The organism is Bradyrhizobium sp. NBAIM01, assembly GCF_020194115.1.
Taxonomy (GTDB): Bacteria; Pseudomonadota; Alphaproteobacteria; order Rhizobiales; family Xanthobacteraceae; genus Bradyrhizobium; species Bradyrhizobium yuanmingense.
Genome location: NZ_JADYVU010000003.1, coordinates 659,178 through 684,966 on the forward strand (window position 1 = coordinate 659,178; position 25,789 = coordinate 684,966).

Annotated in this window: 25 protein-coding genes; 12 read left to right on the forward strand and 13 right to left on the reverse strand. The window is 64.6% G+C overall.

What is annotated here, in order from left to right; all coding sequences use genetic code 11:
* Positions 1 to 4: 4 nt before the first annotated feature.
* From I6F31_RS13970 to I6F31_RS13980, 3 genes are all read left to right on the forward strand, one after another.
* A complete protein-coding gene (locus I6F31_RS13970) occupies positions 5 to 535 on the forward strand; it encodes a gamma carbonic anhydrase family protein (protein ID WP_225124829.1) in 531 nt (176 codons plus the stop codon).
* Between the two features lie 133 nt (positions 536 to 668).
* Complete coding sequence (locus I6F31_RS13975) at positions 669 to 2,363, forward strand: PAS-domain containing protein (RefSeq protein ID WP_225185555.1); 1,695 nt, start codon at positions 669 to 671, stop codon at positions 2,361 to 2,363.
* A 141-nt stretch (positions 2,364 to 2,504) separates the two neighbouring features.
* Positions 2,505 to 2,879, forward strand: a complete 375-nt coding sequence (locus I6F31_RS13980) for a hypothetical protein (protein ID WP_225147515.1) — start codon at positions 2,505 to 2,507, stop codon at positions 2,877 to 2,879.
* A 180-nt stretch (positions 2,880 to 3,059) separates the two neighbouring features.
* Here the strand turns inward: I6F31_RS13980 and I6F31_RS13985 are convergent, their stop codons facing one another.
* The 6 genes from I6F31_RS13985 to I6F31_RS14010 form a co-directional block, all read right to left on the reverse strand.
* A complete protein-coding gene (locus I6F31_RS13985; RefSeq protein ID WP_225185556.1) occupies positions 3,060 to 3,551 on the reverse strand; it encodes a hypothetical protein in 492 nt (163 codons plus the stop codon).
* A 180-nt stretch (positions 3,552 to 3,731) separates the two neighbouring features.
* Positions 3,732 to 4,463, reverse strand: coding sequence for an aspartate/glutamate racemase family protein (locus I6F31_RS13990; protein WP_036015281.1), 732 nt, complete (start codon positions 4,461 to 4,463; stop codon positions 3,732 to 3,734).
* Between the two features lie 21 nt (positions 4,464 to 4,484).
* On the reverse strand, positions 4,485 to 5,363 hold the full coding sequence (locus I6F31_RS13995; protein ID WP_025037151.1) for an ABC transporter permease: 879 nt from the start codon (positions 5,361 to 5,363) through the stop codon (positions 4,485 to 4,487).
* Positions 5,364 to 5,366: 3 nt separating this feature from the next.
* Positions 5,367 to 6,320, reverse strand: a complete 954-nt coding sequence (locus tag I6F31_RS14000) for an ABC transporter permease (protein ID WP_157280642.1) — start codon at positions 6,318 to 6,320, stop codon at positions 5,367 to 5,369.
* 5 nt (positions 6,321 to 6,325) lie between these two features.
* The gene (locus I6F31_RS14005) at positions 6,326 to 7,615 is read right to left on the reverse strand and encodes a PotD/PotF family extracellular solute-binding protein (protein ID WP_225185557.1); all 1,290 of its coding nucleotides are present in this window, start codon (positions 7,613 to 7,615) and stop codon (positions 6,326 to 6,328) included.
* A gap of 42 nt (positions 7,616 to 7,657) precedes the next feature.
* Complete coding sequence (locus I6F31_RS14010; RefSeq protein ID WP_036015276.1) at positions 7,658 to 8,644, reverse strand: ABC transporter ATP-binding protein; 987 nt, start codon at positions 8,642 to 8,644, stop codon at positions 7,658 to 7,660.
* A 255-nt stretch (positions 8,645 to 8,899) separates the two neighbouring features.
* Here I6F31_RS14010 and I6F31_RS14015 point away from each other — a divergent pair, with 255 nt between their 5' ends.
* Positions 8,900 to 9,607: a GntR family transcriptional regulator gene (locus I6F31_RS14015; protein WP_225114712.1), complete on the forward strand. Its 708-nt coding sequence runs from the start codon at positions 8,900 to 8,902 to the stop codon at positions 9,605 to 9,607.
* A gap of 40 nt (positions 9,608 to 9,647) precedes the next feature.
* On the opposite strand, the gene I6F31_RS14020 is transcribed toward I6F31_RS14015, so the two are convergent.
* The 3 genes from I6F31_RS14020 to I6F31_RS14030 form a co-directional block, all read right to left on the reverse strand.
* Entirely contained in the window at positions 9,648 to 10,625 is a 978-nt protein-coding gene (locus I6F31_RS14020; RefSeq protein WP_036029677.1) for a tripartite tricarboxylate transporter substrate binding protein, read from the reverse strand.
* Positions 10,626 to 10,729: 104 nt separating this feature from the next.
* Entirely contained in the window at positions 10,730 to 11,545 is an 816-nt protein-coding gene (locus I6F31_RS14025; protein WP_036015272.1) for a helix-turn-helix domain-containing protein, read from the reverse strand.
* A gap of 102 nt (positions 11,546 to 11,647) precedes the next feature.
* Positions 11,648 to 11,827 carry a hypothetical protein gene (locus I6F31_RS14030; protein WP_225185558.1) on the reverse strand — a complete coding sequence of 60 codons (180 nt, stop codon included), beginning with the start codon at positions 11,825 to 11,827 and terminating at the stop codon, positions 11,648 to 11,650.
* A 174-nt stretch (positions 11,828 to 12,001) separates the two neighbouring features.
* Between I6F31_RS14030 and I6F31_RS14035 the strand changes: the two genes are divergently transcribed.
* Together I6F31_RS14035 and I6F31_RS14040 are read left to right on the forward strand one after the other, a co-directional pair.
* Positions 12,002 to 13,549: an FAD-dependent oxidoreductase gene (locus I6F31_RS14035; RefSeq protein WP_225185559.1), complete on the forward strand. Its 1,548-nt coding sequence runs from the start codon at positions 12,002 to 12,004 to the stop codon at positions 13,547 to 13,549.
* Positions 13,550 to 13,727: 178 nt separating this feature from the next.
* The gene (locus tag I6F31_RS14040) at positions 13,728 to 15,488 is read left to right on the forward strand and encodes a CYTH and CHAD domain-containing protein (RefSeq protein WP_225185560.1); all 1,761 of its coding nucleotides are present in this window, start codon (positions 13,728 to 13,730) and stop codon (positions 15,486 to 15,488) included.
* A 118-nt stretch (positions 15,489 to 15,606) separates the two neighbouring features.
* Here the strand turns inward: I6F31_RS14040 and I6F31_RS14045 are convergent, their stop codons facing one another.
* From I6F31_RS14045 to I6F31_RS14055, 3 genes are all read right to left on the reverse strand, one after another.
* Positions 15,607 to 16,233: a transglutaminase-like cysteine peptidase gene (locus I6F31_RS14045; protein ID WP_225124837.1), complete on the reverse strand. Its 627-nt coding sequence runs from the start codon at positions 16,231 to 16,233 to the stop codon at positions 15,607 to 15,609.
* A 330-nt stretch (positions 16,234 to 16,563) separates the two neighbouring features.
* Complete coding sequence (locus I6F31_RS14050) at positions 16,564 to 17,175, reverse strand: PilZ domain-containing protein (RefSeq protein WP_025037137.1); 612 nt, start codon at positions 17,173 to 17,175, stop codon at positions 16,564 to 16,566.
* Positions 17,176 to 17,299: 124 nt separating this feature from the next.
* Positions 17,300 to 18,550: an MFS transporter gene (locus tag I6F31_RS14055; protein ID WP_345944093.1), complete on the reverse strand. Its 1,251-nt coding sequence runs from the start codon at positions 18,548 to 18,550 to the stop codon at positions 17,300 to 17,302.
* Between the two features lie 207 nt (positions 18,551 to 18,757).
* On the opposite strand from I6F31_RS14055, the gene I6F31_RS14060 reads away from it, so the two are divergent.
* The 4 genes from I6F31_RS14060 (at position 18,758) to I6F31_RS14075 (ending at position 21,858) form a co-directional block, all read left to right on the forward strand.
* The gene (locus I6F31_RS14060) at positions 18,758 to 19,507 is read left to right on the forward strand and encodes a class I SAM-dependent methyltransferase (RefSeq protein WP_158284384.1); all 750 of its coding nucleotides are present in this window, start codon (positions 18,758 to 18,760) and stop codon (positions 19,505 to 19,507) included.
* A gap of 183 nt (positions 19,508 to 19,690) precedes the next feature.
* The gene (locus I6F31_RS14065) at positions 19,691 to 20,842 is read left to right on the forward strand and encodes a zinc-binding dehydrogenase (protein WP_225115092.1); all 1,152 of its coding nucleotides are present in this window, start codon (positions 19,691 to 19,693) and stop codon (positions 20,840 to 20,842) included.
* A 3-nt stretch (positions 20,843 to 20,845) separates the two neighbouring features.
* Complete coding sequence (locus tag I6F31_RS14070) at positions 20,846 to 21,328, forward strand: DUF5680 domain-containing protein (protein ID WP_225185561.1); 483 nt, start codon at positions 20,846 to 20,848, stop codon at positions 21,326 to 21,328.
* Between the two features lie 107 nt (positions 21,329 to 21,435).
* Positions 21,436 to 21,858 (forward strand): VOC family protein, encoded by a 423-nt coding sequence (locus I6F31_RS14075; protein ID WP_036015254.1) that lies wholly within the window; start codon positions 21,436 to 21,438, stop codon positions 21,856 to 21,858.
* A gap of 6 nt (positions 21,859 to 21,864) precedes the next feature.
* On the opposite strand, the gene I6F31_RS14080 is transcribed toward I6F31_RS14075, so the two are convergent.
* Entirely contained in the window at positions 21,865 to 22,605 is a 741-nt protein-coding gene (locus I6F31_RS14080; protein ID WP_225185562.1) for a metallophosphoesterase family protein, read from the reverse strand.
* A 272-nt stretch (positions 22,606 to 22,877) separates the two neighbouring features.
* Between I6F31_RS14080 and I6F31_RS14085 the strand changes: the two genes are divergently transcribed.
* Together I6F31_RS14085 and I6F31_RS14090 are read left to right on the forward strand one after the other, a co-directional pair.
* A complete protein-coding gene (locus I6F31_RS14085; protein WP_225185563.1) occupies positions 22,878 to 24,803 on the forward strand; it encodes a DEAD/DEAH box helicase in 1,926 nt (641 codons plus the stop codon).
* Between the two features lie 395 nt (positions 24,804 to 25,198).
* Complete coding sequence (locus tag I6F31_RS14090) at positions 25,199 to 25,684, forward strand: phasin (protein ID WP_225150468.1); 486 nt, start codon at positions 25,199 to 25,201, stop codon at positions 25,682 to 25,684.
* Positions 25,685 to 25,789: the final 105 nt, after the last annotated feature.

Consider the following 25,789-nt stretch of genomic DNA (forward strand, 5'->3'; position numbering starts at 1 on the left):
GCCAATGGCCATCTACGAGCTTGACGGGCAGGCGCCCGACCTTCCCGCCGACGGCAATTATTTCATCGCCGAGACCGCGACCGTGATCGGCCGGGTGCGCTTGAAGCCGGGCGCGAGCGTTTGGTTCGGCGCAGTGCTGCGCGGCGACAATGAGTGGATCGAGGTCGGCGAGGGCGCCAACGTGCAGGACGGCTCGACCTGCCACACCGATCTCGGCTTTCCGCTTGTCATCAGCAGGAATTGCACGGTCGGCCACAACGTCATCCTGCACGGCTGCACCATCGAGGAGGGCGCGCTGATCGGCATGGGCTCGATCGTGATGAACGGGGCAAAGATCGGCCGCAACAGCATCGTCGGTGCCGGCTCCGTCATCACCGAGGGCAAGGAGTTCCCCGAGCGCTCGCTGATCATCGGCTCGCCCGCGCGCGTGATCCGCACCCTCGACGACGCCCAGGTGCAGAAGATGGGGAGCGCGGCCCGGTTCTACGTGGCCAACGGTCCGCGCTTCAAGCAGGGCTTGAAGCGGATCGGCTGACCGGCCCGCCCGGCCGCGCTTCGCCCCAGCCGGGCCACGGCTCGATGCCGTAAGAATACAGGTTGGTGCTTTAATCCTCTGCTAGCGCGATCACGCTTATCATCCAGCGTTTTCAACCAGGAGGAGCGGCGCCATGGGAGCTGCGGCGCTGGAATCCGGCCTCGGTGCCGGAACCAAATTCTTGAAGAAATTGGTCCGTTTCGTGCGCGGCGCCGACACGCTGACCGTTGCGGAGAAGGTCTACAGCATCGCCGCCTTTCTCGCGATCGTCACCACTTTCCTGCTGGTGATGTCGGTCCAGTCGGTGCGCCTGCAGACGACGTATCGCCACCTGCATGCCACCTCCGCCGACGCGGCGGTCGGCGTCGGGCGCATCAACGCCCTGATCTACGCCGTCGTGATGGAATCGCGCGGCATCTACATGTCCGCCGATCGTGCCGCGATGAAGCAGTTCGCGGACGGGCTGGTGCGGCGCAACCGCGAGCTCGCCGAGGCCGTGAAGAGCATGGAGCGTACGGTGCGCGACGACGACGCCGAGCTGTTCTCTTCCTTCCGCCAGCGCATCCAGCAATTCATCGACTTCCGCCAGGAGCTGGTGCGCCGCGGCGTCGAGATCAGCCCGGCCGCGGCCCGCGAGTGGGGCGACAACGACGCCAATCGCACCCTGCGCAGCAAGCTCAACAGCGATCTCGAAGCGCTCGAGCGCATCTACGAACAGCGCGCCCGCGAGGCGGACGAACTCGCCGACAGCCACCGCTACGCAGCCGCCTATCTGTTCGCGCTGGGGCTCGTGGCGCTGATGCTCGCGGCGTTGAACGTCGTCGTCATGCGGAACTCGGTGGTCGGCGCGCTCGCCGATATCACGCAGGCGACCGACCGGATCGCGCAGGGCGACGTCAAGAGCGAGGTGCCGCATCTGCGCCGTCACGACGAGATCGGGCGCCTTGCGCGCGCGGTGCAGAATTTCCGTGACGCGGTGGCGCGCATCTTCGAGCTCGAGGAGCTCGAGGTCGGCACCGCGCAGGCGCGCGACGCGGCGATGACCGAGCGCGACAAGTTCAACGACAAGTACCAGGCCAAGAAGTGGCAGCTTTCGGCGGCGATCAACAGCATGCCGCAGGGGCTGATCATGCTCGACGGCAAGGCCAATGTGGTCGCGATGAACGCCAATTACCGCAGGATCTACAATCTGCCTGAGACGATCCAGACCGGGTCGAGTCTCGAGGAGATCCTCCAGCACAGGGTCGAGAGCGGATTGTTCAGCGGCGACGTCACGAAATACGTCGCGGCGGTGCTCGACCGCATCGCCAAACGCCAGCCGACGTCGTACGAGATCGCGCTGAACGACGGCCGCATCATCAAGATCTACGAGCGCCCGATGGACGGCGGCGGCTGGGTGTCGGTGCAGGAGGACGTCACGGAACAGCGCCACCGCGAACGCATTCTCGAACGGATGGAGCGCTTTCTCGCCACTATCATCGAGAACGTGGCCGAGGGCATTATCGCCAAGGACGCGCGCAATCTGCGCTACGTCTTCGTCAACAAGGCCGCCGAGAAGATGATCGGCATGTCGCGCGGCGAGATCATCGGCAAGACGGCGCGGGAATTGTTCTCCGTGGAGGCTGCCGAATTGATCGAGCGGCGCGACCAGCAGTTGCTCGCACAGCGGCAGCAGCTCGAGCCGATCATCGATACCATCGATAATCCCGTCCGCGGGCACCGCGTCATCTGCGCCCGCCGCATCCAGGTGGGGGGCGCCGGTGAGGAGTCCCACATGTTCGTGACCATGGTCGAGGATCGGACCGAACGGCCGGCAGCGGCGGCATAGCGGCCGGCGGCAGCTCGCATCTGCCGCGGGCTGCCGATGCTCGCGCGGAAGTGAGACAGTGTGGCTGTCACGAATGACCGACTGACGGTAGCTTGGTCCTGCTTTGAAGCGTGGAGCAACCTCCACGCGGAGGATCGAGTGATGTTACGCAGGATGATGATGACGGCGCTGGCCGTGGCGGCGGTCGGGCTGTCGGCGCCACAAAAGGCCGAGGCGGGCGGCGGTTTCGGACGTGGTGGAGGCTTTCACGGCGGTGGCTTCCATGGTGGCGGCTTCCATGGCTGGGGGCACCGTCATTGGCATGGCGGCGGCTTCTGGCCAGGGATCGGGATCGGGGTGGGTCTCGCCGGCGCCGGCTACTACGGCGGTTATTACGGCTACGGCTACCCCTATTACGGCGGCCCCACCTATTATGGCGTCGGCTACAACGACGGTTATGGCGGCTGCTACGTCGTGCGCAAGCGCGTCATGACCCCGTCGGGATGGCGCTACCGCCAAGTCGACGTCTGCGAGTGAGGCGAAATAGCTGTTAAAAAACAAGGTCGTTGACGCAGTATACCGTCAACGACCTTGCCAGCCCCGGATATTGAAATCGGCTCACGCCATCCGGTAACGGCGAGCATCGCGCGGAATCATACCGGCGAATGTGATCCAGTTCACAAGTGGCGAAAATAAAGTTCCCGCACCGTGCCCGGCTCAGCCGCCCGAGCGCTTGCGTGCGCTGGCGTGGCGGTGCCGCGCCGGTTTCCTGCGGGTAACCGATGGAGTCTCGACCTCGGTCGCCCGTGCACTGGCAAAGGACTGCCGCAAGCCGTCGATGGATTCGTTCAAGGCCGTAACCTGCTCCGACAGGCGCTTGGTGTCGGCCTGTTGCGCCGCCAGCAGCCGCTTCATCGTCTGAAGCTGGTCCTGCACCACCTGGAGCTGGTCGATCGATTCCTGCTGGGTCGCCTCCAGCCCCTTGGTCTTCTCGACCAGCTGCTCGGAGGCCTGGGCGGTGCGGGCCTGAAGCTGCCGCGAGGCCACCACCCGGTCGCGCTCGGGGGCGGCACCGGTATAGGCCCGCCAGATTGCGATCGACGTCACGCCCGCGATCAGCAGCAGGAGGGCTGCAGCAGTCAGCGCGATCGGCTGGGCGCCAAGGCGAAGGAGGGTGTTGGACGGCCTGTCCTGGGCGAGATCGATCATCGCTGACAAAACCCAAATTGAAACTTGGTGAGTGGCGAAGACCGGCAACCCAGAGGGGTCACCGGGGCGTCCCGAAAGCCTTACGTTTCGGCAAGGAATGGGACCAAAAAGAGGCTGAGCGGCAAAAAACCAGTGATCAGCGGCTCTTGCAGCCCGGGAGCGCCGCGCAGGGGGCAGGGATCAAGGCTGAAATTGCGAGAACGGCCCGGAATAGCTCTTTGCGCGCGGTGCCGCATAGGGCCCGAGCCGGGAGGTCTTCAGTCCAAGTCGCACCAGTGATTCCGCCAGCGTCACCGCGGCCGCGACGCCGTCGACCACGGGCAGGCCGTGCGTGGCGGCGAGCTCGCCTGCGAGATCGGCCATGCCGGCGCAGCCGAGCACGATCGCTTCTGCGCGGTCGTCACGGATGGCGGCGGTGATCTCCGCCGAGATCTTGCCGAGCGCATCAATGTTGCGCTCTTCGAGCGCCAGCACCGGGACCTCGGCGGCACGGACGCGGGCGCAGCGTTCGGCCAGGCCGTACTTCCGCAGATTGTGCTCGAGCGGCACGATGGAGACGCCGAGCGTGGTCACCACGGCAAAGCGCGCCGCGATCAGGCTCGCGAGGTGGAAGCCGGCCTCGCCGATGCCGATCACCGGCGCCTTGGCGGCGGCGCGCGCGGCATCCAGGCCGGTGTCGTCGAAGCAGGCGATGATGTGTGCGTCCGCGCCGTCGCGATCGGCCTCGCGGATGCAGCCGAGCATGCCGGGCACCGCGAAAGCTTCGTCGTAAAACCCCTCGATCGAGACCGGGCCCATCGCCGGCTGACGCGCATCGATCACGGTGCCCGCGAGGGCAACGCTGCGCGCGGCAGCGGCGATCTTCGCCGTCATCGACGCCGTTGTGTTGGGATTGACGACGTGAAGCCGCATTGGAACAGACGAGTCCTTATCTCAGACGAGTCCCTTGCCGGCGTCCGAGCCCTTGGCCGCCTGCCGCTTGTTGAGCACGTGAATGGTGCCGAGCGCAAGCGTGATGACCGTGAACGAGACCGCCGAGATCACGGTGCCGAGCGCGTAGATGTCGGGGTTGGTCACGGTGGTGGTGAGGCCTTGAAGATCCAGCGGCAACGTGTTCACGGCGCCGATCGCCTGGCTGGAGCGTGCGAGCTCGTCCCAGGACAGCGTGAAGCCGAACAGGCCGATGCCGATCACCGAGGGCAGGATGATCGGCAGCACGACATGACGAAAGGTCTGCCACGGTGTCGCGCCGAGATCGCGCGCGGCCTCTTCCAGCCGCGGATCGAAGCGGTTGAAGATCGCGAACATGATGAGCAGCCCGAACGGCAGCGTCCAGGTCAGGTGCGCGCCGAGCCCGGACGTCAGCAGGCCCATCGAGGTCTCGAAATTCTCGTTCCAATGCGCCTTGATCAGGTCGTCGATGATGCGGAACTCGAGCGAGATGCCGAGCGAGGTGATGATCGAGGGCACGATGAGGCTGGCGATCGCCGAGTAGAACAGGATGCTCTGCGCCTTGAACTTGCGCCGGAACGCCATGCCGGCGGCGACCGACAGCACGACGGTGACGATCATCACGACGATGCCGAGCAGCAGCGAGCGGCGGAAGGCGGCACCGAGATCGACGATGCCGGTGCCCTGGAACAATTTTGCGATCCAGAAGGTCGATACGCCGTTCATCGGGAAGGTGAGGCCGCCCTGCGGCCCCTGGAACGACAGCACGTAGATCGCGATCATCGGCCCATAGAGAAACAGCACATAGGCCGCGAAGAAGATCGCGAGCACGTAGAACGAGCGCGGGCGTCCTTCCTTCATGCTCTAGAGCTCCTTCTTGATGTCGACGATGCGCGACATCATGGTGATGATCAGGAAGGTGATTGCGAGGAGGATCACGGCATTGGCCGCGGCGGCGGGGAATTGCAGCGCGTTGACCCGCGTCTCGATGATCTTGCCGGCGGCGGCGATCTGCTGGCCGCCCATCACGCCGATGGTGATGAAGTCGCCCATCACGATGGTGATGACGAAGATCGAGCCGATCACGATGCCGGGCTTGGCCAGCGGAATGATGACGTTGACGAGGGTCTGGAAACCGCTGGCGCCGGCGTCATAAGCGGCCTCGATCAGCGACTTGTCGATGCGCACCATCGAGTTGAAGATCGGCACCACCATGAAGAAGGTGAAGAGGTGCACCAGTGCCAGCACCACGGAGAACTCGGAGAACAGCAGCCATTCGATCGGATGGTTGATCAGCCCCGTCTTCATCAGGCCGGTGTTCACCAGGCCGTTGCGCCCGAGCAGCGGGATCCAGGCGATCATGCGGATCACGTTGGAGGTCCAGAACGGGATCGTGCAGAGCAGCGACAAGCCCATCTGCCAGGTCTTGGACTTGACGTGGAAGGCGAGGAAGTAGGCGACCCAGAAGCCGATGAAGAGGGTGATGGCCCAGACCAGGAAGCAGAGCTTCAGCGTCTTCAGATAGGTCTTGGCGATGGTGCAGAGCTCAGGGAGCTGCGCAATGCAGCCTTCGAACGTGTCGGTGTAGCCGCGGCCGGAGAAAGCCGGCAGCAGCTGGTATTCGTTGTAGTCCCAGAACGAGACGATGACGACGAAGACGAGCGGAATGAGGAAGAACGCGAGAAAGACCAGCATCATCGGCCCGGCCTGGAGCCAGGAGATGAAGGACGGCGACAGGCGCGTCGGCTTTGCGGCGCGCGCTGTGCCCGACCCCGGGATCAAGCCCGGGGCTGCCTGTTGCAGGACTTCTTCCGACATGTCCGTTACGCCGCGATGAACTCGTTCCACTTGCGGACCATGTAGTCGTTCTCGTCCATCACGGCGTTCCAGCACGCGACCCCGCCCATGCGATCCTCGTAGGAGCCGCCGTCACGCACCGCGCCGGCCTTTTCAAGCAGCGAGCCGTCGGGCGCCTTGATGTCCTTCTCGGCCGGCTTGCCTTCCATCCAGTAGGCCCATTCGTAGGGCTCCATGTGGGCCTTCGCGGTGGAGAGCACGGCGGAGTAATAGCCCTGGCGGTTGAGATAGGCGCCGGCAAAGCCCGACAGGAACCAGTTCACGAATTCATAGGCCCATTCGAGCTTGGCACCCGAGACGCCCTTCGACACGCAGAAGCCGGAAGCCCAGGACCGGTAGCCTTCCTTCAGCGGCTGGAAGGTGCAGGGGATGCCCATCGAGCGCACCTTGGTGACCGCCGGTGACCACATCGACTGAATCACGGTCTCGCCCGAGGCCATCAGGTTGACGCTCTCGTTGAAGTCCTTCCAGAAGGCGCGGAACTGGCCGGCCTTCTTGGCCTCGGTCATCACCTTCATGGTGAGATCGATCTCTTCCTTGGTCATGTTGCCCTTGTCGGCATATTTGTACTTGCCGGAGGCTTCCACGACCATGGCGGCATCCATGATGCCGATCGAGGGGATGTTGAGGATTGAAGCCTTGCCCTTGAATTCGGGGTTGAGCAGCTCGGCCCAGGTGGTGATCGGACGCTTGATCAGGTCGGGGCGGATGCCGAGCGTGTCGGCGTTGTAGACGGTCGGGATCAGCGTGACGAATTCGGTCGCCGACGTCGCGAACTTCTTGGAGTCCTTGCCTTCGAGATAGAGCACCTTCCATGGCGCGGTGCCCTGGCCGCCGATCTTCTTGCCGTCGGGCGTCTCGCCCTTGGTGAAGACGGGCGTGATGTTGCCGAACTCCTTGATCTTCTTGGCGTCGAGCGCAAGGATGTTGCCCGACGGCACCAGCTTCTTCAGCGAGAAATATTCGGTATCAAGCACGTCGAAGGAATTCGGCTGGGTCATCACGCGCTTGGTGACGTCGTCCGTGGTTGCGGTGATGTATTCGATCTTGATACCAGTGTCCTTCAGGCATTGCTTGGCGATGTCGTCGCCCTCGTTCACGGCCGTGCCGAGATAGCGCAGCACCTTCGCATCGGCCGACTTCACGTAAGGAAAGCCGGTGATCGCGCCGGAGCCGGCGGCGAGGCCGGCGAGACCCGCGGTGCCCTTCAATAGCGTGCGGCGGCTGACGCCGGTCTTCCTGGTCGTCTCGGTCATTTCGCTCACTCCTCTGTGTTGCGCATTCCGTGGTGAAGGGTGCTATTGTAGGCGTTGCGCCTTGGCGGGATCCCAGGTCGCCAGCACGCGATCGCCCGGGCGGAACGGATGCACGTCGAAGGCGGCCTCGGGAACGTGGGAGAAAAGGGCGGTGCCGTCGTCGAGCGTGAGCGAGACGGCGATGTAGGAGCCCTGGTACTCGGTCTGGGTCAGCAGCGCCGGCGCGCCGAAGGCGCCGTCGACGAACGGCACGATGCCGAGCTGATCGGCGCGAACGGCGATGAGATTGCCGGCGTCGCTGAGCACGTTGTGTCCGCCGATGAATCGGGCCACGAATTCGGTGCGGGGACGATGGAAGATGTCGCGCGCCGTGCCCTGCTGCTCGATCCTGCCGTGGTTCATCACCACGATGTGGTCGGCGAGGGCCATCGCCTCTTCCTGGCCGTGGGTAACCTGGATGAAGCTGATGCCGAGCTCGCGCTGCAGCCGCTTCAGCTCGCCGCGCATCTTGACGCGCAGGAACGGATCGAGCGCCGAGAGCGGCTCGTCGAGCAGGAGGATCTGCGGCTCGGTGATCAGCGCGCGCGCGAGCGCGACGCGCTGCTGCTGGCCGCCGGAGAGCTGCGCCGGAAGACGGCCTGCATATTGGCTCATCGCGACCAGCTCGAGCAATTCGCCGGCGCGCTTGTGCCGCGTCGGCTTGTCGATGCCGCGCATCTTCAGGGCGAAGGCGACGTTGTCGAGCACGGAGAGGTGCGGAAACAGAGCGTAGGACTGGAACATCATCGCGGTGCCGCGCTTGGCGGGCTCGAGGTCGGTGACGTTCTGCGCGCCGAGGATGATGTCGCCTTCGCTGACCGCCTCGTGACCTGCGATCATGCGCAGCGTCGAGGTCTTGCCGCAGCCGGAGGGGCCGAGCAGGCAGCAATAGGTGCCGGCCGGGATCTTCAGGTTGACGTTGTCAACGGCCAGCGTGGCGTCGTAGCGCTTGGTGACGGCGACCAGTTCGAGAGCGGCGGGAATGGCCATGGCGTGTCCGAGGAGGGGCGTTGCGTCCCGCCTCTCTCCGCAAGGTCCGTGCCAACAGCCCGCGACGATGCGAATTTCAGAAACTGTGCAGCGGAGTCAGATCGTTAGATCGATTCCGGCCCAATGTCGGGCCGTCACCCGTGCAGCCAGCTGCACACAAAACGGGCGAAGATTGTATAAAGTTTCGCCTGTGATTGGATACAGCTCGTCGACTAACATTGCAGGCCGAACGTTCGTCGATCGAGCCTCACAATCATGGCCGCCAAGTCCCGCCAGAAACCCGATGCGCCAGACGCGAGCGATCGCGTCAGCCGTATCCGGGAGGGTGTGACTGCCGCGATCCTCGAGCATCGCCTGCTGCCCGGCACCAAGCTCGGGGAGGACGAGATCGGCGACATCTACGGCGCAAGCCGGACGCTGGTGCGCTCAGCGCTGCAGCAGCTTGCGCATGAGGGCATCGTCAATATCGAGAAGAATCGCGGCGCTTTCGTTGCGCGCCCGACGCCGGCTGATGCCCGCGAGGTGTTCGAGGCGCGGCGCCTGATCGAGCCCAGCATCGTGGACCGCGCCATTGACGCGGTTTCGCCGGCCTGGCTCGATCGCCTGCAGCACCATCTCACGGAAGAACGCGAGGCCGAGTTGCGCGGCGATGCCCGCGCCTCCGTCCGTCTGTCCGGCGAGTTTCATCGTCTCGTCGCCGAGATGAGCGGCCACAGCATCTATCTCGGCTTCCTGAAGGAGCTGATCGCGCGCTCCTCGCTCATCATCCTGCTCTACCGCCGTCACGACACGCCCGCGTGCGGCACCGATCATCATGCCGGGATCGCCGCCGCGATCCGCAAGCGCGACAAGGCGCGCGCCGGCGCCTTGATGCTGTCGCACCTGAACGAGATCGAGGCGGAGCTGTTCCTGAAGGATCCCGCCGCCGACGAATTGCGGCTGGCGGACGTGCTGGGGGCGTGAGAAGGGCGTCGCCAGCGCACGGGATCGGCGGGTCCGGACGCTATTGTGGCTCCAATCCGAGATTCTTGATCGACTCCAGCCAGACCGGCCCTTCTTTTTCGTAGAGGGCGACCGAGGATGCGCGGTCCATTGCCGGCGCATCGACCCCGAAGGCCTCCAGCAGCTTCTGGACACGCTCGGTCTTGCCGCCTTCGACCATCAGCTTGGCGAGCAGCTCGATCCGGTCGGTCGGCGTCGCAGCGGGCGCCACCAGGGTCGTGAAGCTGGTCAGCTGGAAGACCTTGCCGGTGACCCCCTGCTCGGTGAACGTCTTGGTGTCCGGCAGCTTCTTCATGCGAACCAGTGACGGAACAGCGATCGCGCGGCCGACGCCGGTATCAAGGACCGGAAGCGCGGCTTGGTAGCTGCCGGTCGCGGCCTGGATGACGCCGGCCGCCAGGTCCTGCCACATCGGCGCTTCGCCGCGGTAATGCACGATGGAGATGTCGAGGCCGTATTGGCGATTGAGCTCGGCGATCGCGATGTGCGCGAACGAACCGATCCCATACGACCCGGCCGTGACCTTGTTGCGGCGCGCATAGGCGACGAAATCTTCGATGGACTTTGCACCGGTAGCGGAATGGACGACCAGCGGCAGATGACCCGATGGCGTCATCGCGACGATCGTGAAATCCTTGTCCGGATCGTAGGCGAGCGACTTCAGCAGCAGCCGGTTTCCGAGCAGCGTGGACGAGATCGTGTACATCAGCGTATGGCCGTCCGCCGGCGAATCCTTGACCGATTGGGCTGCCAGCGCGCCGCTCGCTCCCGTCTTGTTTTCGACGACGACCGGCTGTCCGAGCTTCTGAGAGATGTAATCGCCATAGGCGCGGGCGAACGCATCGGTGATGCCGCCGGCGGGCGTCGACACGACGATCTTGATTGCTTTGGTCGGCCAGGCTTCGGCCGCAGCCCCGTCAGCCGTGGCCAGCACCAGGCCTGCAATTGCAGCGCCCAGCATTGCGACGAATGTCCTCACTTGCCCCTCCGGTTTTGTTGCGTCTTTGGGCGCCCTTTGGCCGCCGGGCAGAGATGTCACACGAGCAGAGTCAAATAGAAACAACATTTCATTGTATGAAATGGCTAGCTCTTGGCGGCCGCGGACGGGCCTGCCGCAGCAAGCCTGGCGCTGAGCGTCTCGGCCAGTGCGGAGGCGACTTTCTTCATCTGAGGCACGAAGCGCCTGAGACCTTCCTCGGTGCTGACGGCCTCGCGCAGCATCATCACGTTCATGCTTGCGAACAGGCGGTTCGGAACAGCGACGGGAACGCCGATCGCCCAGACGGCGCCGCCGAAGATGCGGCGGCTGTAGCTCTCGTCCATCACTGCGAATCCGGCTTTCCGGATCGCGCGCAGCACCTTGGTGAGTTTGGCGGGATTGCGGGCGAGGTCGTTCCAGGGCTCCGGGCTGAGGGCAAGGCGCGCCGCGATGCGCTCCTGCTCGGCCGGTTCGCAAAACGCCAAATAGGCGCGCCCCATCGAGGTGCCCAGCACGGGAAAGCGAAAACCCGGCGGACGGTAGAAGAGCAGCGAACCGCCGATCCGCGTCGTATGCGCGATCACCATGGATTCCTCGTCGAGCACAGCCACGTCCGAGGGCCACTGAATCTGTTGGCGAAACTTGTTGAGCATCGGTTCGGCGATACCGCCGATCCAATTGGGTTCGTCGTAGCCGGCGCTGAGCAGGAGCGCCCGTCCGGTCGGGGCATAGCTGGGCGGCTCGGCGCGCCGCACCACATATCCTTCATGCTCCAGCGTTTCGAGCATGCGGACGATTGTTGCCTTGTTGAGGCCCGTCGCCTTATGCAGCGAGCCTACGGTCGATTGCCGTTCCTGGTTGATGACGCGCAGAACCTCGAGGCCTCTCGACAACGCGATAACGGGACGGAACGAGGGCATGGCAGCTCTTTGTGAGGACCGTTCCGCTAGTCAATGATGTAATCGCCGGATCAGTCAACAGGCCCGACTCCCGGCCGGGAATTGGACGGTGCCGCATCGACCTCAGCGACCGATTTCGCTTTCGGCGGCAAGCTGCCCCTCTGCCGTGATCTCGTATTCGCCGTCGTGCTTGGTCATCCATCCTGACCTGACCATTTCTCGTGCAAGCTGTATCGAGCAGATCGGATGATTGCCGCCCGGGTGATACAGCCTGTCGTTGCGGACGAGCAGGTGCCCGTACAATCGCGCCTGGCGTAGCGCCCTGCGCATCCCCGGTGATGGACTTTTCATGCCGGTTCAAGCGCGAGCACGATGAAGGTTCCTAATGAATGCGGCCATCTCATCGGCGTTTCGGTCGATAGCGCACATAGGAACCGTCATTCTGCTGCATCGTTTGCTCTTCCGAGGAGTAGCGCCATGAATGTACGGGATGAGCACACGTGGTCCCTCTGGATGGACGTATCTGTCGCCGAAGCTCCGGTGCTGTCGAGTACGGTCGGCGTGGACGTTGCCGTGGTCGGCTCCGGAATAGCCGGGCTTTCGGTCGCATATGAACTTGCTTGCCATGGACGTTCGGTCGCAGTCATCGATCGCGGCCGCATCGGCAGCGGGATGACGGCGCGCACCACGGCGCATCTGGCGACCGCACTTGATGATGGTTACGATGCGTTTGTGCGAGTCCGCGGCCCTGACTGTGCGCGGCGTTACTATCAGAGCGTCGCTGCCGCGATCGATCGCGTCGAGGCCATCCAAGGCGCCGAGCACATCGATTGCGGTTTTAAGCGCGTCGATGGCTATTGGGTACTGGCATCCGAAACGTCCGCATCCGAGCTGGATAGTGAATTGGACTGCTGTCGCAAGCTGCAGATTCCGGTCGAAAATTGCATCGAGCGGACACCATTCCATGACAGCGGTCAGACGCGTTCGCTGCGCTTTCCGCGCCAGGCGCGCCTGCATCCGACTAAATATCTCGCCGGTCTGGCGAGCGCACTGCAGCGCCGGGGCGCCCAGCTCTATGCTGACACCTGCGTCGAGAGCATCCAGCAACGCCAGGGTAGCATGGTCGTCACCACCGCCTCAGGCTACGAGGTTCACGCCGCCGACGTGGTGGTTGCGACCAACTCGCCCGTCAATGTTCAGGTGGCGATCCACACCAAGCAGGCGCCTTACCGCACTTATGCACTCGCCGCGAAGATTGCGGCCGGCGCCGTGGAGGATGCGCTCTATTGGGACACGCTCGATCCTTATCATTATGTACGCCTCCACCCGTTATCTGCCGACGAGGACATCGTGATCATCGGCGGCGAAGATCACAAGTCGGGTGAGGCGAATGATGGCGCACAGCGCCTTGACGCGCTTGAGCGCTGGGCGCGCGAGCGATTGCCGGATTTGCGCGAGGTCACCCATCGGTGGTCGGGTCAGGTGCTGGAGCCGGTCGATTTCGCCGGCTTCATCGGCCGCAGCCCCGGCGAGGAGCATGTATTCGTTGTCAGCGGCGACTCCGGGCAGGGGATCACCAACGGGCTCGTGGCCGGCATGCTGATCGCGGATCTCATCACCAGCGGCGCAAGTGCCTGGGAGGACGTCTACGCTCCGTCGCGGAAGATTCAAAGGAACATCGGCGAGTTCATCAGCGAGAACATCACCCCTATCAAGAATTTCGCGGAGTATCTCACCGCAAGTGAAATCGCGAGCGCTGAACAACTGCGGCCCGGCGAGGGGCGCCTCTTCCGAAGCGGCCTGAAGAAGATCGCGGCGTGCCGGGACCGAAGCGGACATTTGCATTTGCATTCGGCGAGCTGCACCCATTTGGGCTGCGTCGTGCACTGGAACTCACTCGAACAGTGCTGGGACTGCCCATGTCACGGATCGCAGTTTGCACCCGATGGCACCGCGCTCAACGGCCCGGCGGTTTCCCCGCTCGGCGAGGCTGATAAGCCGGCCAATCTTGAAGCGGCAGAATGACCGGCATCCCTCGGCGTGTTGTGGTCAGGCTTTGAAGGGGTATGCGCTGACGGCTGCAGCTTTTATGTGACGCGTTACGTGTGAATCATGATCGCACGGCGATCTGATGTGACTAGTCCTCGCAGGCTGTACAGGCTATATCCTGTCGCCTTGTCATCGAACTGTCATGTTATTGCAAATGCTAAAGTCAGATGCTGCGCCGGCTCGCAAGACTCCGGGCGCACCGGAAGCCAATCCTGCTGTTGGGAACACCAAGAGAAGGCAGCTCCTCACCGGCTTCCCGGGGCGACGCGAGGACGTCAGCGTGGAACCCGCGACGGTCGAGGAGCGCGCTGCCATTGAGCAGACGCCATCGCAGGACGTGACGCCCGCGCCGAGCCCGACCCAGCCCGCATCTCCCGCCGCCGAAATCGAGCTCAAGCTGCTCGTTGGTGCCGATCGCATGGCGCATTTCGGCGCAGCGCCCGTCATCGCAGCGAATGCACGCAACAAGGGCACGCGCAAACGTCTCAAGTCCGTCTATTACGACACGCCCGAGCGGGCGCTGCGTCGCGCTGGCCTCAGCTTGCGCGTCCGCCACAGCGGCTCGCGTTTCGTGCAGACCGTGAAGACCGAAGTTGCGGACGATCCGTTGCGTCGCGGCGAATGGGAAGCAAGTGTGCATTCGCTTGTGCCCGATCTCGCTTTGGCGATGCCGTTCATTCCGGAGAAGCTTCGCGAGCAACTCAAGGCGCAGCCGCTGGAAGCGGTGTTCACGGCCGATGTGCACCGGCATACGCGCATCGTCGACCTGCCGTCCGGCACGGTCGAGGTCGCCTTCGACCAAGGCGAGCTGACGGCCGGCGACCGGTCGGTTCCAGTCAGCGAGATCGAGCTGGAGCTGAAGAGCGGCAGCACGAGCGCGATCTACGAGATCGCTCTGCGCCTTGCGGAGCACGGAACGGTGAAGCCGTCCATCCGCAGCAAGTCTGCGCGCGGCTTCGACCTTGCCGCGGACCTGCCGCCGTCGGCACGCCGGCCGCGCAAGCTTCGCCTCGATCCCTCCGTGACGCTCGACGAAGCCTTCGCGACCATCCTGCGCGCCTGCTTCCTTCACCTGCTGCAATCGCTGCCGGCGGCCGAGGACGGCCGCAATCCGGAAGGCGTGCATCAGCTGCGCGTCTCGCTGCGCCGGCTGCGATCCGCGCTCGACCTGATGCGTTCGGTCGGCGCGCTCAGCAATCTCGAGGCGCTGCGTTCGGAGGCCAAATGGCTGGCGCAAGGCCTGTCCGCCGCGCGCGACTGGGACGTGTTCCAGCTCGACACCTTGCCGGCGATCGCAAGAGCCTGTCCTTCGGTCGCGGGCTTCGATGCGCTTGGGCGCGCCGCGGCTCAGCGTCAGGCGGAAGCCTATCGCAGCGCCCGCCACGCGCTCGATGATCGCCGCTGCGCGCTCTTCCTGATCGGCCTCGGCGGCTGGATCGAGACGCGCGGCTGGCGCAACGGCGTCGCGCCCGAAGATCTCGGCCGGCTCGCCGAGCCCGCCCTCAATTTCGCGCAGCGCGTCCTATCGGAACAGCACGCGAAGGTGCTCAAGCGCGGCCGCCGCTTCAAATCGCTGACGGTCGACGAACTGCACCGCGTGCGGCTCGCCACCAAGCGGCTGCGCTATCTCGGCGAGTTCCTGCTGCCGCTCTACGAGGATCGCAAGTCCGCACGAAAATTCGCACGCCGGCTCGCCGGCTTGCAGGAGGAGCTCGGCGTCTTCAACGACATGGCGGTGACGGCCTCGTTGCTCGACGGGCTCGGCGCTGACGATCGCGACAGCGCCATTGCGGCGGCCGCGATCGCCGGCTGGCAGGCGCGGGCATCGATCGGCGTGCAGCAGGGCTTGCAGGATAGCTGGCGGGATTTTGCCGCCGCACGCGTGCCCTGGTCGCGCCAGGGCCAGCAGAGCTGATCGCGCTTTCCCAAAAAAGTTGCGGCCAGCCATTGGGGGATGGCTGGCCGCGCGCGAACCGGTCTGGGACGGGGAGGGGTGGGGATGTGACCGGGTCGCGTAACCTGTTGTCTCGTTCCTACTGATCTTTCGCGCTGGCGGTGGAGACCGCCGGCTTGGTATCGCCCAGCGAGACCCAGACGTTGGGATCGCTCTGCGACTGGCGCTTGACGAAGCGGTAGCCGGTCTCCGTCCAGGCGAGGACGTTCTCGTTCTGATTGTCGAGAATGAACTCGCCCTTGTCGGTCTTCACCGTCAGCACCGCGTGGCCTTCGCCCTTCTTGTCGCGCACCACGGTGATGAGCAGGGCCTGGCGCGGCCAGCCGGCGTCCATCAGCATCTTGCGCTTCAACAGCACGTAGTCTTCACAGTCGCCGTAACCGTCTGACGGCAGCGACCACTTCTCGATCACGCCCCAGTGCTCCTGGTCGGTCAGAGGCTTGACGGTCTCGTTGACCCAGCGATTGACCTTGACGAGGTCGCGCCAAGCCGCCTGCGACATCACGATGTCGCGCGGCTGCAGCGGTGCGCCCTGGCACTGGGCAGCATTGTCCGCGCAGAACTCGACCCAGCCGATCGGCGCACGCGTGGTGTCGCCGAGGCTCGCGTAGAGCAGACGGCCTTCGCCGGCCTGCGCTGCCGCGCTGATCCCGAAGAGCATGGCGGCCAGCGCCAGTCCCTTCCCCCGTCCCCTGAAGTCAAACATTGCGGCCCCCGTTTCTTGTTGGGACCACATTTCGCACGGAGCTTTTGAGTTGCCGCTAAGTCGACCAAGTCAAGTCGAGACGAATGCAAGTAAAAGGCGCGGCGAATTCGATCTATACTTGAATAGAATTCGCGTAAAATTGGATATGACTGCAATTGATTCAAATTTTATCTATTAACGCGGAAACGCTGGGAGGAGCGTTGTTTGCGCTCATCTGCGGCCCCTCCGTTAACCGCTGGCCATTCACCGCGAGACATGAAAAAGGCGGCGTCCGCATCGCGGAAGCCGCCTTCGAGCCTGGAAATATGGAGGTTTTCGCGTCCTTGCGCTTTACCGCGCGGTAACGCTCTCTTCGAGTGTCTCCACTGGCTGCTCGTGCATGAACTCGAGCGCGAAGCCGTCCTCGAGGTTTCGAACCACGCGGCCCTGGACGCGGCCGAGCAGAACCGTCGACTTCAGCGGCGGCCGGTTCTCGGCGGCGATGGCCGCGCCCGACAGCGAGAGGTCGATGATGCGGCAGGTCATCTTGGTGCCGTCCTCGAGCGTCAGCACCGCGATCGGGTTGCGCGGCACGATACGGTCGTGGCGGCGGTCCTCCGGCAGATTGAGGATGTCGCGGTTGGCGAGCCAGGTCAGCTGCGCGGCGAGCTTGTCGCGCTTGCGCGGCGTCGCACCGATGGTCATGGCGAAGCCGTTGTCGATGATCCGGGTGATCTTGCCCTCGACGCGGCCGATATGGTCGAGATAGGCGACCACGCGGTCGCCGACATTGCCGATGCCGGGGGCGAGCAAGGCGAGGCCGCCCGGCGACATGTTGATCACCTGGCAGGGGAATTCCCGGCGGTCCGGCAGCATGTAGCGGCCGAGCAGGTGCACCTTCACCCGCTGGAAGCGCCTGCGCTCCTCGGCGGCCGGAAGAAATTTTTTGTTCGCCAACGCCATTTCCAACACCCGACCCCCCGCCCGGGCGGAGTCCTTGCGACCCTAAGGTGCACAGGGTTAATGCCGCGTTAGGATCGGGCGCGCTGGACACGGACAGACACGATGCGCTCGAAAAGCCACACCTTCAGGCGGGGCTCGGCTTCCTCGCGGCGCGCCCATAAAGCAGGCACAGCAGCGCCAGCAGCACGGCGGCCGACAAGCCGAGCGACCAGTGGATGCCGATCGCCGCGCCTGCCACCCCGACCGTGATGCCGCTGAAGGCGCGCATGCCGAGCCCGGCCATGTTGTAGAGGCCGACGACGCGGCCGCGGATGTCGTGCGGGGCGTTCAGCTGCACCAGCGCCTGCGCCATGGTGTTGAAGGAGAGCTCGAAGAAGCCCGCGAAGAACAATAGCGCGATCGCGACCGGATAGACCGGCACGAGCGCGAAGCCGAGCAGCGCCACGCTCCACAGCATCGCCAGCGTGATCGCGGTGCGCGGGGTGCCCTTCAGCCGTCCCCAGGATTCCAGCGCGATGCCGGCCAGCAATGCGCCGGCCGCGTCCGAGGCGAGCAGCACGCTGTAGGAGACGCCGGGATCGCCATGGCCGAGATCGCCGGCATAGCCCGGCATCTGGGCGTGATAGGCGTTGCCGATCATGAAGGAGGTGAGGCCGGCGAGCCACGTCATCGCCGACAGCACGGGCTGGGTGCCGATCGCGCGGATGGTGAGCACGATGTCGGCGAGGCCGCGCACCGCGAAGCGGCGCGCCGCCACGCTCTTGTCCCTGATCGGGGCCCAGAACAGCCACAGCAGCATCGGCAGATAGAACAGCGTGTTGAAGATGATGCCGTGCGAGGGACCGAGCGTCAGCATGATGAGCCCGCCCACCGCGGGGCCGACCAGGATGCCGAGATAGCGCGCCATCGCGTTCAGCCGCACCGCGCTCGGCAGGTCGGCCGGGCCGACCAGGTCGTAGAGCAAGAGCTGGTTCGGCGTCTGCCAGAGCACGCCGGCGCAGCCATGGATCACCAGAAGCAGCATCGCGTGCCACATCTGGATCGTATCGGTCAGGAAGAAGAAGCCCCAACCGGCGGAGGCGACGATGAACAGCAGCATGCCGCACTGGATGATGCGGCGCGGATCAAACCGGTCGGCGAGGCCGCCGACCGCGACGGAGAACAGCAGGAACGGCAGCCAGTGCGACAGCACGGCAAACCCGCCCAGCGTCGGCGAATGGAATTTCTGGAACACCACCCAATAGCTGATCACATGCTCGATATTGTCGGCCATCATCGCCAGCACGTAAGAGGCGAACTGGAGACGGTAGGGCACGGACCTCATCGCCGCGAACGATCCGGACGCGGCCACGGGATTTTGGGGGAGGGGGTTCACTGGAGGACCTGAGGTGAGACTCCTGGCGCCTTACACGTTCGCCAGTCGGCGCTCAAGACAATTGGGCGTGCTGGAACAGCAGCCATGCACTCCTGCCACGAGGCCTGCGTTATCTGAGGTGCGAGCCTTGCGGCTTCCGGCCTGCGCTCGTCGAGCCGCAGCAGTCGCCGCATGCAGGGCACGGAATTATTCGCTACGATCGTCTCCATGGAACAGAACAGTCTCTACGATCGGCCGGATCTCTATGACCTGATGGCGCCGCCAGATCCGATCCTCGAAGGCTTCTATGTCGACATCGCGCGCGAACGCGGTGGCCGCGTGCTCGATCTTGCCTGTGGGAGCGGTCGCCTCACCGTTCCATTGGCGCGGGCGGGCCTTGATGTCATTGGAGGCGATCTGTCTTGCGCGATGCTGGAGCGGGCGCGAGATTACGCCAGGGCGAACGCGGTTGAGCCCGGCTTCGTCGAGTTGGACATGCGCGATTTCGATCTCGGCGGGCGGACTTTCGACACCATCGTCGTCGCCGTGAACTCGATCCTGCATCTGCATAGTCTCGACGACTTCAGAGACTTCTTCGGATCGGTCGGCAGACATCTGTCGCCGCAGGGTCGGCTGGTGTTCGACGCCTTCCTGCCCAATATCGCCATGCTCAACGCTGATCCCAACAAGCGCGAGTTGATCGGCACGGTGGTCCACGATCGCCTTGGCGCCATCACTGTCGAGGAGACTGCGAGATACGACCCGCTCACCCAGATCAGGCACGTGGATTGGTGCTGGTCGAGCAAGACGGAGAAGGATTTTTGGCAAGCCGCCTTGCCGATGCGCAACATCTTCCCGCAGGAGATGCCGTTGCTCGTGACCTCGGGCGGCCTCCGCCTCATCGAGCGCTTCGGTGATTTCGATCGCAGCACGTTAACGGCGGAAAGCATGCGGCAGATATGCGTCTGCGGCCTTTAGTCCTGTAGCCCGGATGGAGCGAAGCGAAATCCGGGCCGTTAGCCGTGGATGGACTTCTCCCGGATTGCGCTGCGCTCCATCCGGGCTACGATCCTGTCCGCTTGGCACGAGCGCGCATCTCACATACGCTTCGCCTCAGCCCGCACAATCAAAACACAACAAGCGGGCAGCGAGGAAACAGCCATGCAACAAATCCGCGTCTGCACCCACGCAGGTCCCGGCTCGGAGCCCGTGATCCGCACCGTGCCGTGGCCGAAGGTCGGCCGCAAGGCTGCGCTGATCAAGGTCGGCGCCTGCGGGGTTTGCGGCACCGATCTCCATATCCTCAAGGGGCACTGGCCGAAGCCGCTGCCCTGGCCGTTCACGCTGGGACACGAGCTCGGCGGCGTCATCGTCGAATGCGGCGACGAGTTCACCGAAGATTTCATGAGCAAGCCGCTCAAAGTTGGATCGAAAGTGATGATCCCGCCCTTGATGCCGTGCGGCCGCTGCTACTATTGCATCCACTATCCGCAAACCGCGAACAAATGCCTGACGCCGGTCTATTACGGCCGCTATCTCGGCTTCGACAAGGCGCCGCATTTGTGGGGCGGCTGGGCCGAATATGTCTATGTCGATCTCGACATGCTGCCGGGCACCAAGATCTACAAGCTGCCGGACGACATGTCGTTGCGCCTGGGTGCGCTGTCGGAGCCGCTGACCTCCTGCATTCGGGCCTTCAATCGTGCGACCCGCGCCGGCGGATTCAGCTGGGGCGACACCGTGGTGATCCAGGGCTCCGGCCCGATCGGCATTCTGGCGGTCGCGGCCGCCAGGGAGATGGGGGCGGGGCGCATCATCTGCGTCGGCGCGCCGGAGGAGCCGCGGCTCAAGCTGGCGCGTGAGTTCGGCGCCGAGGCGACCGTGAACATCGAGGAGCTGAAATCACCGCAGGATCGCATTGCGCGCGTCCGCGAGATCGTCGGCGGCTTCGGCGCCGATCTCGTGATGGACTGCTCGGGCCACCCCTCAGCCGGCCCCGAAGGCATCGAGATGCTGCGCGACGGCGGCACCTATGTCGAGATGGGCCAGTTCACCGACGCCGGCTCGATCGACACCTCCTGGCACCGCATCTGCACCAAGGATCTCAACGTGCTGGGATCCTGGGGCTTCACCGGGAACGACCTCCCGCTCGGCGTCGACATGCTCTACCGCACCCGTGACAAATACCCGTGGCTGAAAATGCAGACGATCTACCCGTTCACGGAAGCGGGCGTCGCGCAGGCCGTGCAGGACGCAATGGCGATGAAGACGGTGAAGGCGACGATCGTGCCGTGGCCGGAGCTGGTGGAGTAGACGATGCCGTCCGCGCCTCACGATCTCGCGGCGTTCCTGGTCGAAGCCAAACGCCGCACCTATGCGGGTCTCGATGACGATGCGACCGTTGCTGCGCCGCTGCTTACCGGCTCCAAGCAGCTCGAGCATCACGCGCCGCCTTATGCCTATCGCGATATCTATTTCGGGATGGGCTTCTTCGTCGGGCAGGAGACCGTGTCGCGGGATGAACGCGTCATCTGGTCGATGAGCTACAGCGGCGGCGTTCGTGCGGAGATCACGGAGCGGGAGATCTTCCTCGCCATCTACAAATTCCTGCGCCAGGCGTTGCTGCGCGTCGGCGTCGAAGAGCCTTACCGGGGACCTCGCCTGTTCGAGCAGGACGGCATGGCGTACCGCAACGAGATCGAAGGCGGTACCGATCGCTTCCACGGTGTGGAGACGATTGCCCGGCAGGATGGTACACCGCTTTATGAGCTGCGCTATGATGGCGGCCTGCTGCGATAGACAAAATCCGTAGCCCGGGTGGAGCCGAGCGTAATCCGGGGACGTCCGTCCCGCATTCCGCTTTGCTCCATGCGGGCTAAAAGTCGGAGCCTGGAACGAGCGACGAAATGACCGACGAAAAGACACCCGAACCAGCCCGACAATCCCCCTTCCACGCCATCCGCGCGATCGACTACACGGTCATCTTCGTGCGCGACATGGCGCCGATGCGCCGCTTCTACGAAGACGTCCTCGCCTTTCCGCTCTCGCGCGAGCTGTCGCCGAACTGGATCGAGTACGGCCTCGGCAGCAACACGTTGGTGCTGGCAAGGCCGAGCCGCACCGCCAGCGATGCACCGACGCCAGCGGGCAGCGCCTCGCTGCAGCTGGCCTTCAAGGTCTCTGCTGCAGAGGTCGACGCGTGCGCCGATGAACTCGTGCGGCAAGGCGTGGCGCTGCTGTCACCGCCGACCAACCAGCCCTTCGGCCATCGCACGCTGTTCTTCCGCGATCCCGACGGGAATCTGCTGGAGGTGTACGCCGAGATCTGAGAAATTCTATTTGACGTATCCCGACAACATGGCGTGCGCCCAGTCCGGACGGTTGTTGGCGAGCGCGCGCGCCGAGGCGGCCTCCCAGTCGTATTCGAGGACCAGCAGCTCGACCTGCCAGCCCCTTTTGCCCTTGGTGAGGATCGCGTAGCGGGCGTGAGGCGAGCGGTGTTCCAGTTTCGCGGCAAAGGGAATGTCAGCGAAAACAGGGCATCCGACGCTGCCGGGATTGAGGACCAGACATTCGCGCGGCCCGTGAACGACGGCCGGGCGGTGGCTATGGCCACACAGCACCACGCGCGCCGCCGGCTCGCTCGCAAGGCGTGCTTCCAGCACGTCGCGGCGTGCCGGCACGAAGCGGCCGTCGTCGAGTGCGTCCTCCAGCAGGCACGCCGTATCGCTCTCGGGCGTGCCATGGCAGGCCAGGATGCCGTCGTCCAGCCGCAGCTGGGAGGGCAGGTTGTGAAGCGCGCGGCGCTGCTCTGCAGTCAGTGCGTTTCGCGCAAACAGACCTGCCGGCGAGAGCTTGTCGTCCGGAAACTCCTCGATCCAGCGATCATGATTTCCGCGCACGGTCGGCAACGCCAGCGATTGGAGGAATTCGAACGTTTCCCTCGGCCACAACGGGCTGGTGACGCAGTCGCCGAGGTTGACTATCCGATCGACGCCCCGCGTCTTGATATCCGCCAGCACCGCCTCCAGCGCGGCGAGATTGCCGTGGATGTCGGAAATGACCGCCAATCGCATCTTTATTCCCCATATCGCCAGACGTGAGCGTGGCTCGGCTATAGGCCGATTCCGCCGCGCCAAGGTTAATCGAGCTGGCCGCAAAAATCCGCTGCAAGCTTCAGGCGCGGCTCGCCGTCAAGCCATGCATCACGGCTATGGTGATTTCCGGGCGCTTGGCGTAAAGAGCGCCCAGATCAAATCAGCGTGCGGTCGGGCCGTTTGCCGCGCACGCAGCTCGGGGCGCCGGTTCAACCGTTCGCGCGCCTGAATCAAACAAGGTTTCCCATCTCGTGTCTCTTCCGGCCCTGACCCCGCCGCTCGCCCGCGCTTTGGCCGAGCGGAACTATGATTCACTGACGCCCGTCCAGCTCGCGGTGCTCGCCCATGAAGCCACCAGCCGCGACCTCCTGGTCTCGGCCCAGACCGGTTCCGGCAAGACCGTCGCTTACGGCTTGGCTATCGCGAAGAACATCCTCGATGACGCCGAGCAGTTCGCACCGGCGGCCGCGCCGCTGGCCTTGATCGTGGCGCCGACCCGCGAGCTCGCGCTCCAAGTTCAGCGCGAACTGGCCTGGCTCTATGGGCATGCCGGCGGGCGTGTCGTCTCTTGCGTTGGCGGCATGGATCCGCGGCGCGAGCAGCGCGAGCTCGCCGCCGGCGCGCATATCGTCGTCGGCACCCCCGGGCGTCTGTGCGATCATCTGCGGCGCGGCCGTCTCGACATTTCCGAGCTCGCCGCGGTTGTGCTCGACGAGGCCGACGAGATGCTCAATCTCGGCTTTCGCGAGGACATGGAATTCATCCTCGAGACCACGCCGCAGACGCGCCGCACCTTGCTGTTCTCGGCGACGTTTCCCCGTGGCATCGTCGCGCTGGCGCGGCAATATCAGCGCGACGCCTTCCGGATCGAGGTCGCCGGCGACGAGGGCGGCCACGCCGATATCGAATACCGCGCGATCCGCATCGCGCCCGCCGACGTCGAGCATGCCGTCGTCAACGTGCTGCGCTTCTACGAGGCGCCGAGCGCGCTGGTGTTCTGCAGCACGCGCGATGCCGTCAGGCATTTGCAAGCCGCGCTCCTGGAGCGCGGCTTCTCTGTGGTCGCGCTGTCGGGTGAATTGACGCAGAACGAACGCACCCTGGCGCTGCAGTCGCTACGCGACGGCCGCGCCCGCGTCTGCGTCGCGACCGACGTTGCCGCCCGCGGCATCGACCTGCCGAGCCTCGACCTCGTCATTCATGCCGATTTGCCCAACGACGCCGAGGTCCTGCAGCATCGCTCGGGCCGCACCGGGCGCGCGGGCCGGAAGGGGACGAGCGTCCTGCTGGTGCCGCCCGCGCGGCGGCGGCGCGCCGAGCTGCTGCTCGATCTCGCAGGGGTCGACGCGGTCTGGGGCACGGCGCCGCAGGCGGAAGACATCCGCAAGCTCGATCATGCGCGCATGAAGGACGTGCTGTTCACGGAGGAGACTGGTCCCGACGATCTGGCTTTGGCGCAATCGCTATTGGCCGAGCGCTCGGCCGAGGACATCGCCGCCGCGCTCGCGCGGCTTTATCGCGCGCGGCTGCCGTCGCCCGAGGACATCATCGATCCCGGCGAGCGAAGCGGCAGGCCGGAACGCGGGCGTGATAGGTCGGAACAGGGCGAGGACCGCGCCAAGCCGCGGTCGAAGGCTGGGAAATCCTCGAAGCACGCCATGGCGGATGGCAGCGTCTGGTTTCGCGCCGCCATCGGGCGCCGCAAGAACGCGGAAGCGCGCTGGCTGCTGCCGATGATCTGTCGCCGCGGCGGCATCGACAAGCGCGACATCGGCGCCATCAGGATCATGGACACCACCACCGAGTTCGAGATCTCCCAGCGGGTCGCCGAATCCTTTGCGGCAAAGATCAAGCGTCCCGACAAGGAAGACAGCATCCGGATCGAGCCGATGACGGATGCGCCGGACCGGCAAGAAGCTCCTCAGGAGCGCCCCCGCGCGCCGCAGCGCGAGGCCGGCGCTCATCATGAACGGCGCGAGGATCGCCCGCGCGAGGCGAGTGGATTCAAGTCGCGCAGCAAGCCTCAGGGCGAGCGCGCGTCGAAATTCGGTGATGCGCGTTCTTTCGCAAAGAAAAAGAAGCACAAGAACAAGCCCGGCCATGCAGAGCCTTCGGTCACGCCGTGGCCTGCGAAGGGCGCGCCCGAGAAAAATGCGAAGAAGAAGCGTCGGGGCTGATCTGCCGCTTTCCGGCCCCGGCCAGACTAACGCCGCCGAAGGCTCGCGCGGTGCGCTATGGCGCAATCAATCAGTAACATGGTGCCATCCGGACGCGCCTGCGAGCCCGCGCCTTCTCGAGTTGGCAGAATCCTTTTCGGCAAACTCAAAGCGGCAAGAGCGGCGCCTGCGGCGAGGCGTCGCTTGAATCGAATTTAATCAAGTCGAGAGTCTGAAAGCGAACTGAAGGTCCGATCCTGGTTGGTCATAGTTGGCATCGGCAGGGGGGCGAGAGCAGCTCATCAGCAGCATCCCTCCATTTTTGAGAGTAGGGGCACTGGTTTCCCGGTGCGGCCCGCACCCGGGAGCTTCTGAGAGTCTTCAATCCAACATCTGGTTTCGCGTGAAAGGATGGAATGACGATGCATGATGCCAATGTGAAAGCCGAGACGAATGCCACTCCCGCGGGTGGGAATGGTGGTGCAAGGCTCAAGTTCGACGTGCCGTTTTTCAATATCCAGGAGATCTTCGGTGATCTTGCCGAGCAGGGCGCCGCGCGGGCCAAGGCAAATCTCGAGCAGATGAAGGCGGCTTCCGAGGAGATCACCGACGCTTTCCGCGAAGCCTGTGCGACCAATGCCACGCGTGCCGCCGACTACGGCACCAAGGTCATCGAAATATCGAAAATCAATACCAGCTCCACCCTGGAATTCCTGTCCCAACTGGCCGATGCGAGGTCGTTTGCGGATGTCGTGAACCTCTCCACCACCCACAGCCGCAGGACCTTTGAAATGGCTTCCGGGCATAACCGGGAGCTTTGGGACCTTGCTCAGAAGGTTGCGACCGAGACGGCCGAGCCGATCAAGAAGAGCTTCAACCGGGTTCTGCACAGGGCAGCTTGAATCGAGGCTATCGGCCGCGTGAATCGGCGGACGAGCGTCTTCGCCAGAAGAGACGCCGTCCGGCTGATGGCGGCGACGCCCTTCCGTGAAGGGATGCCGAGTTGG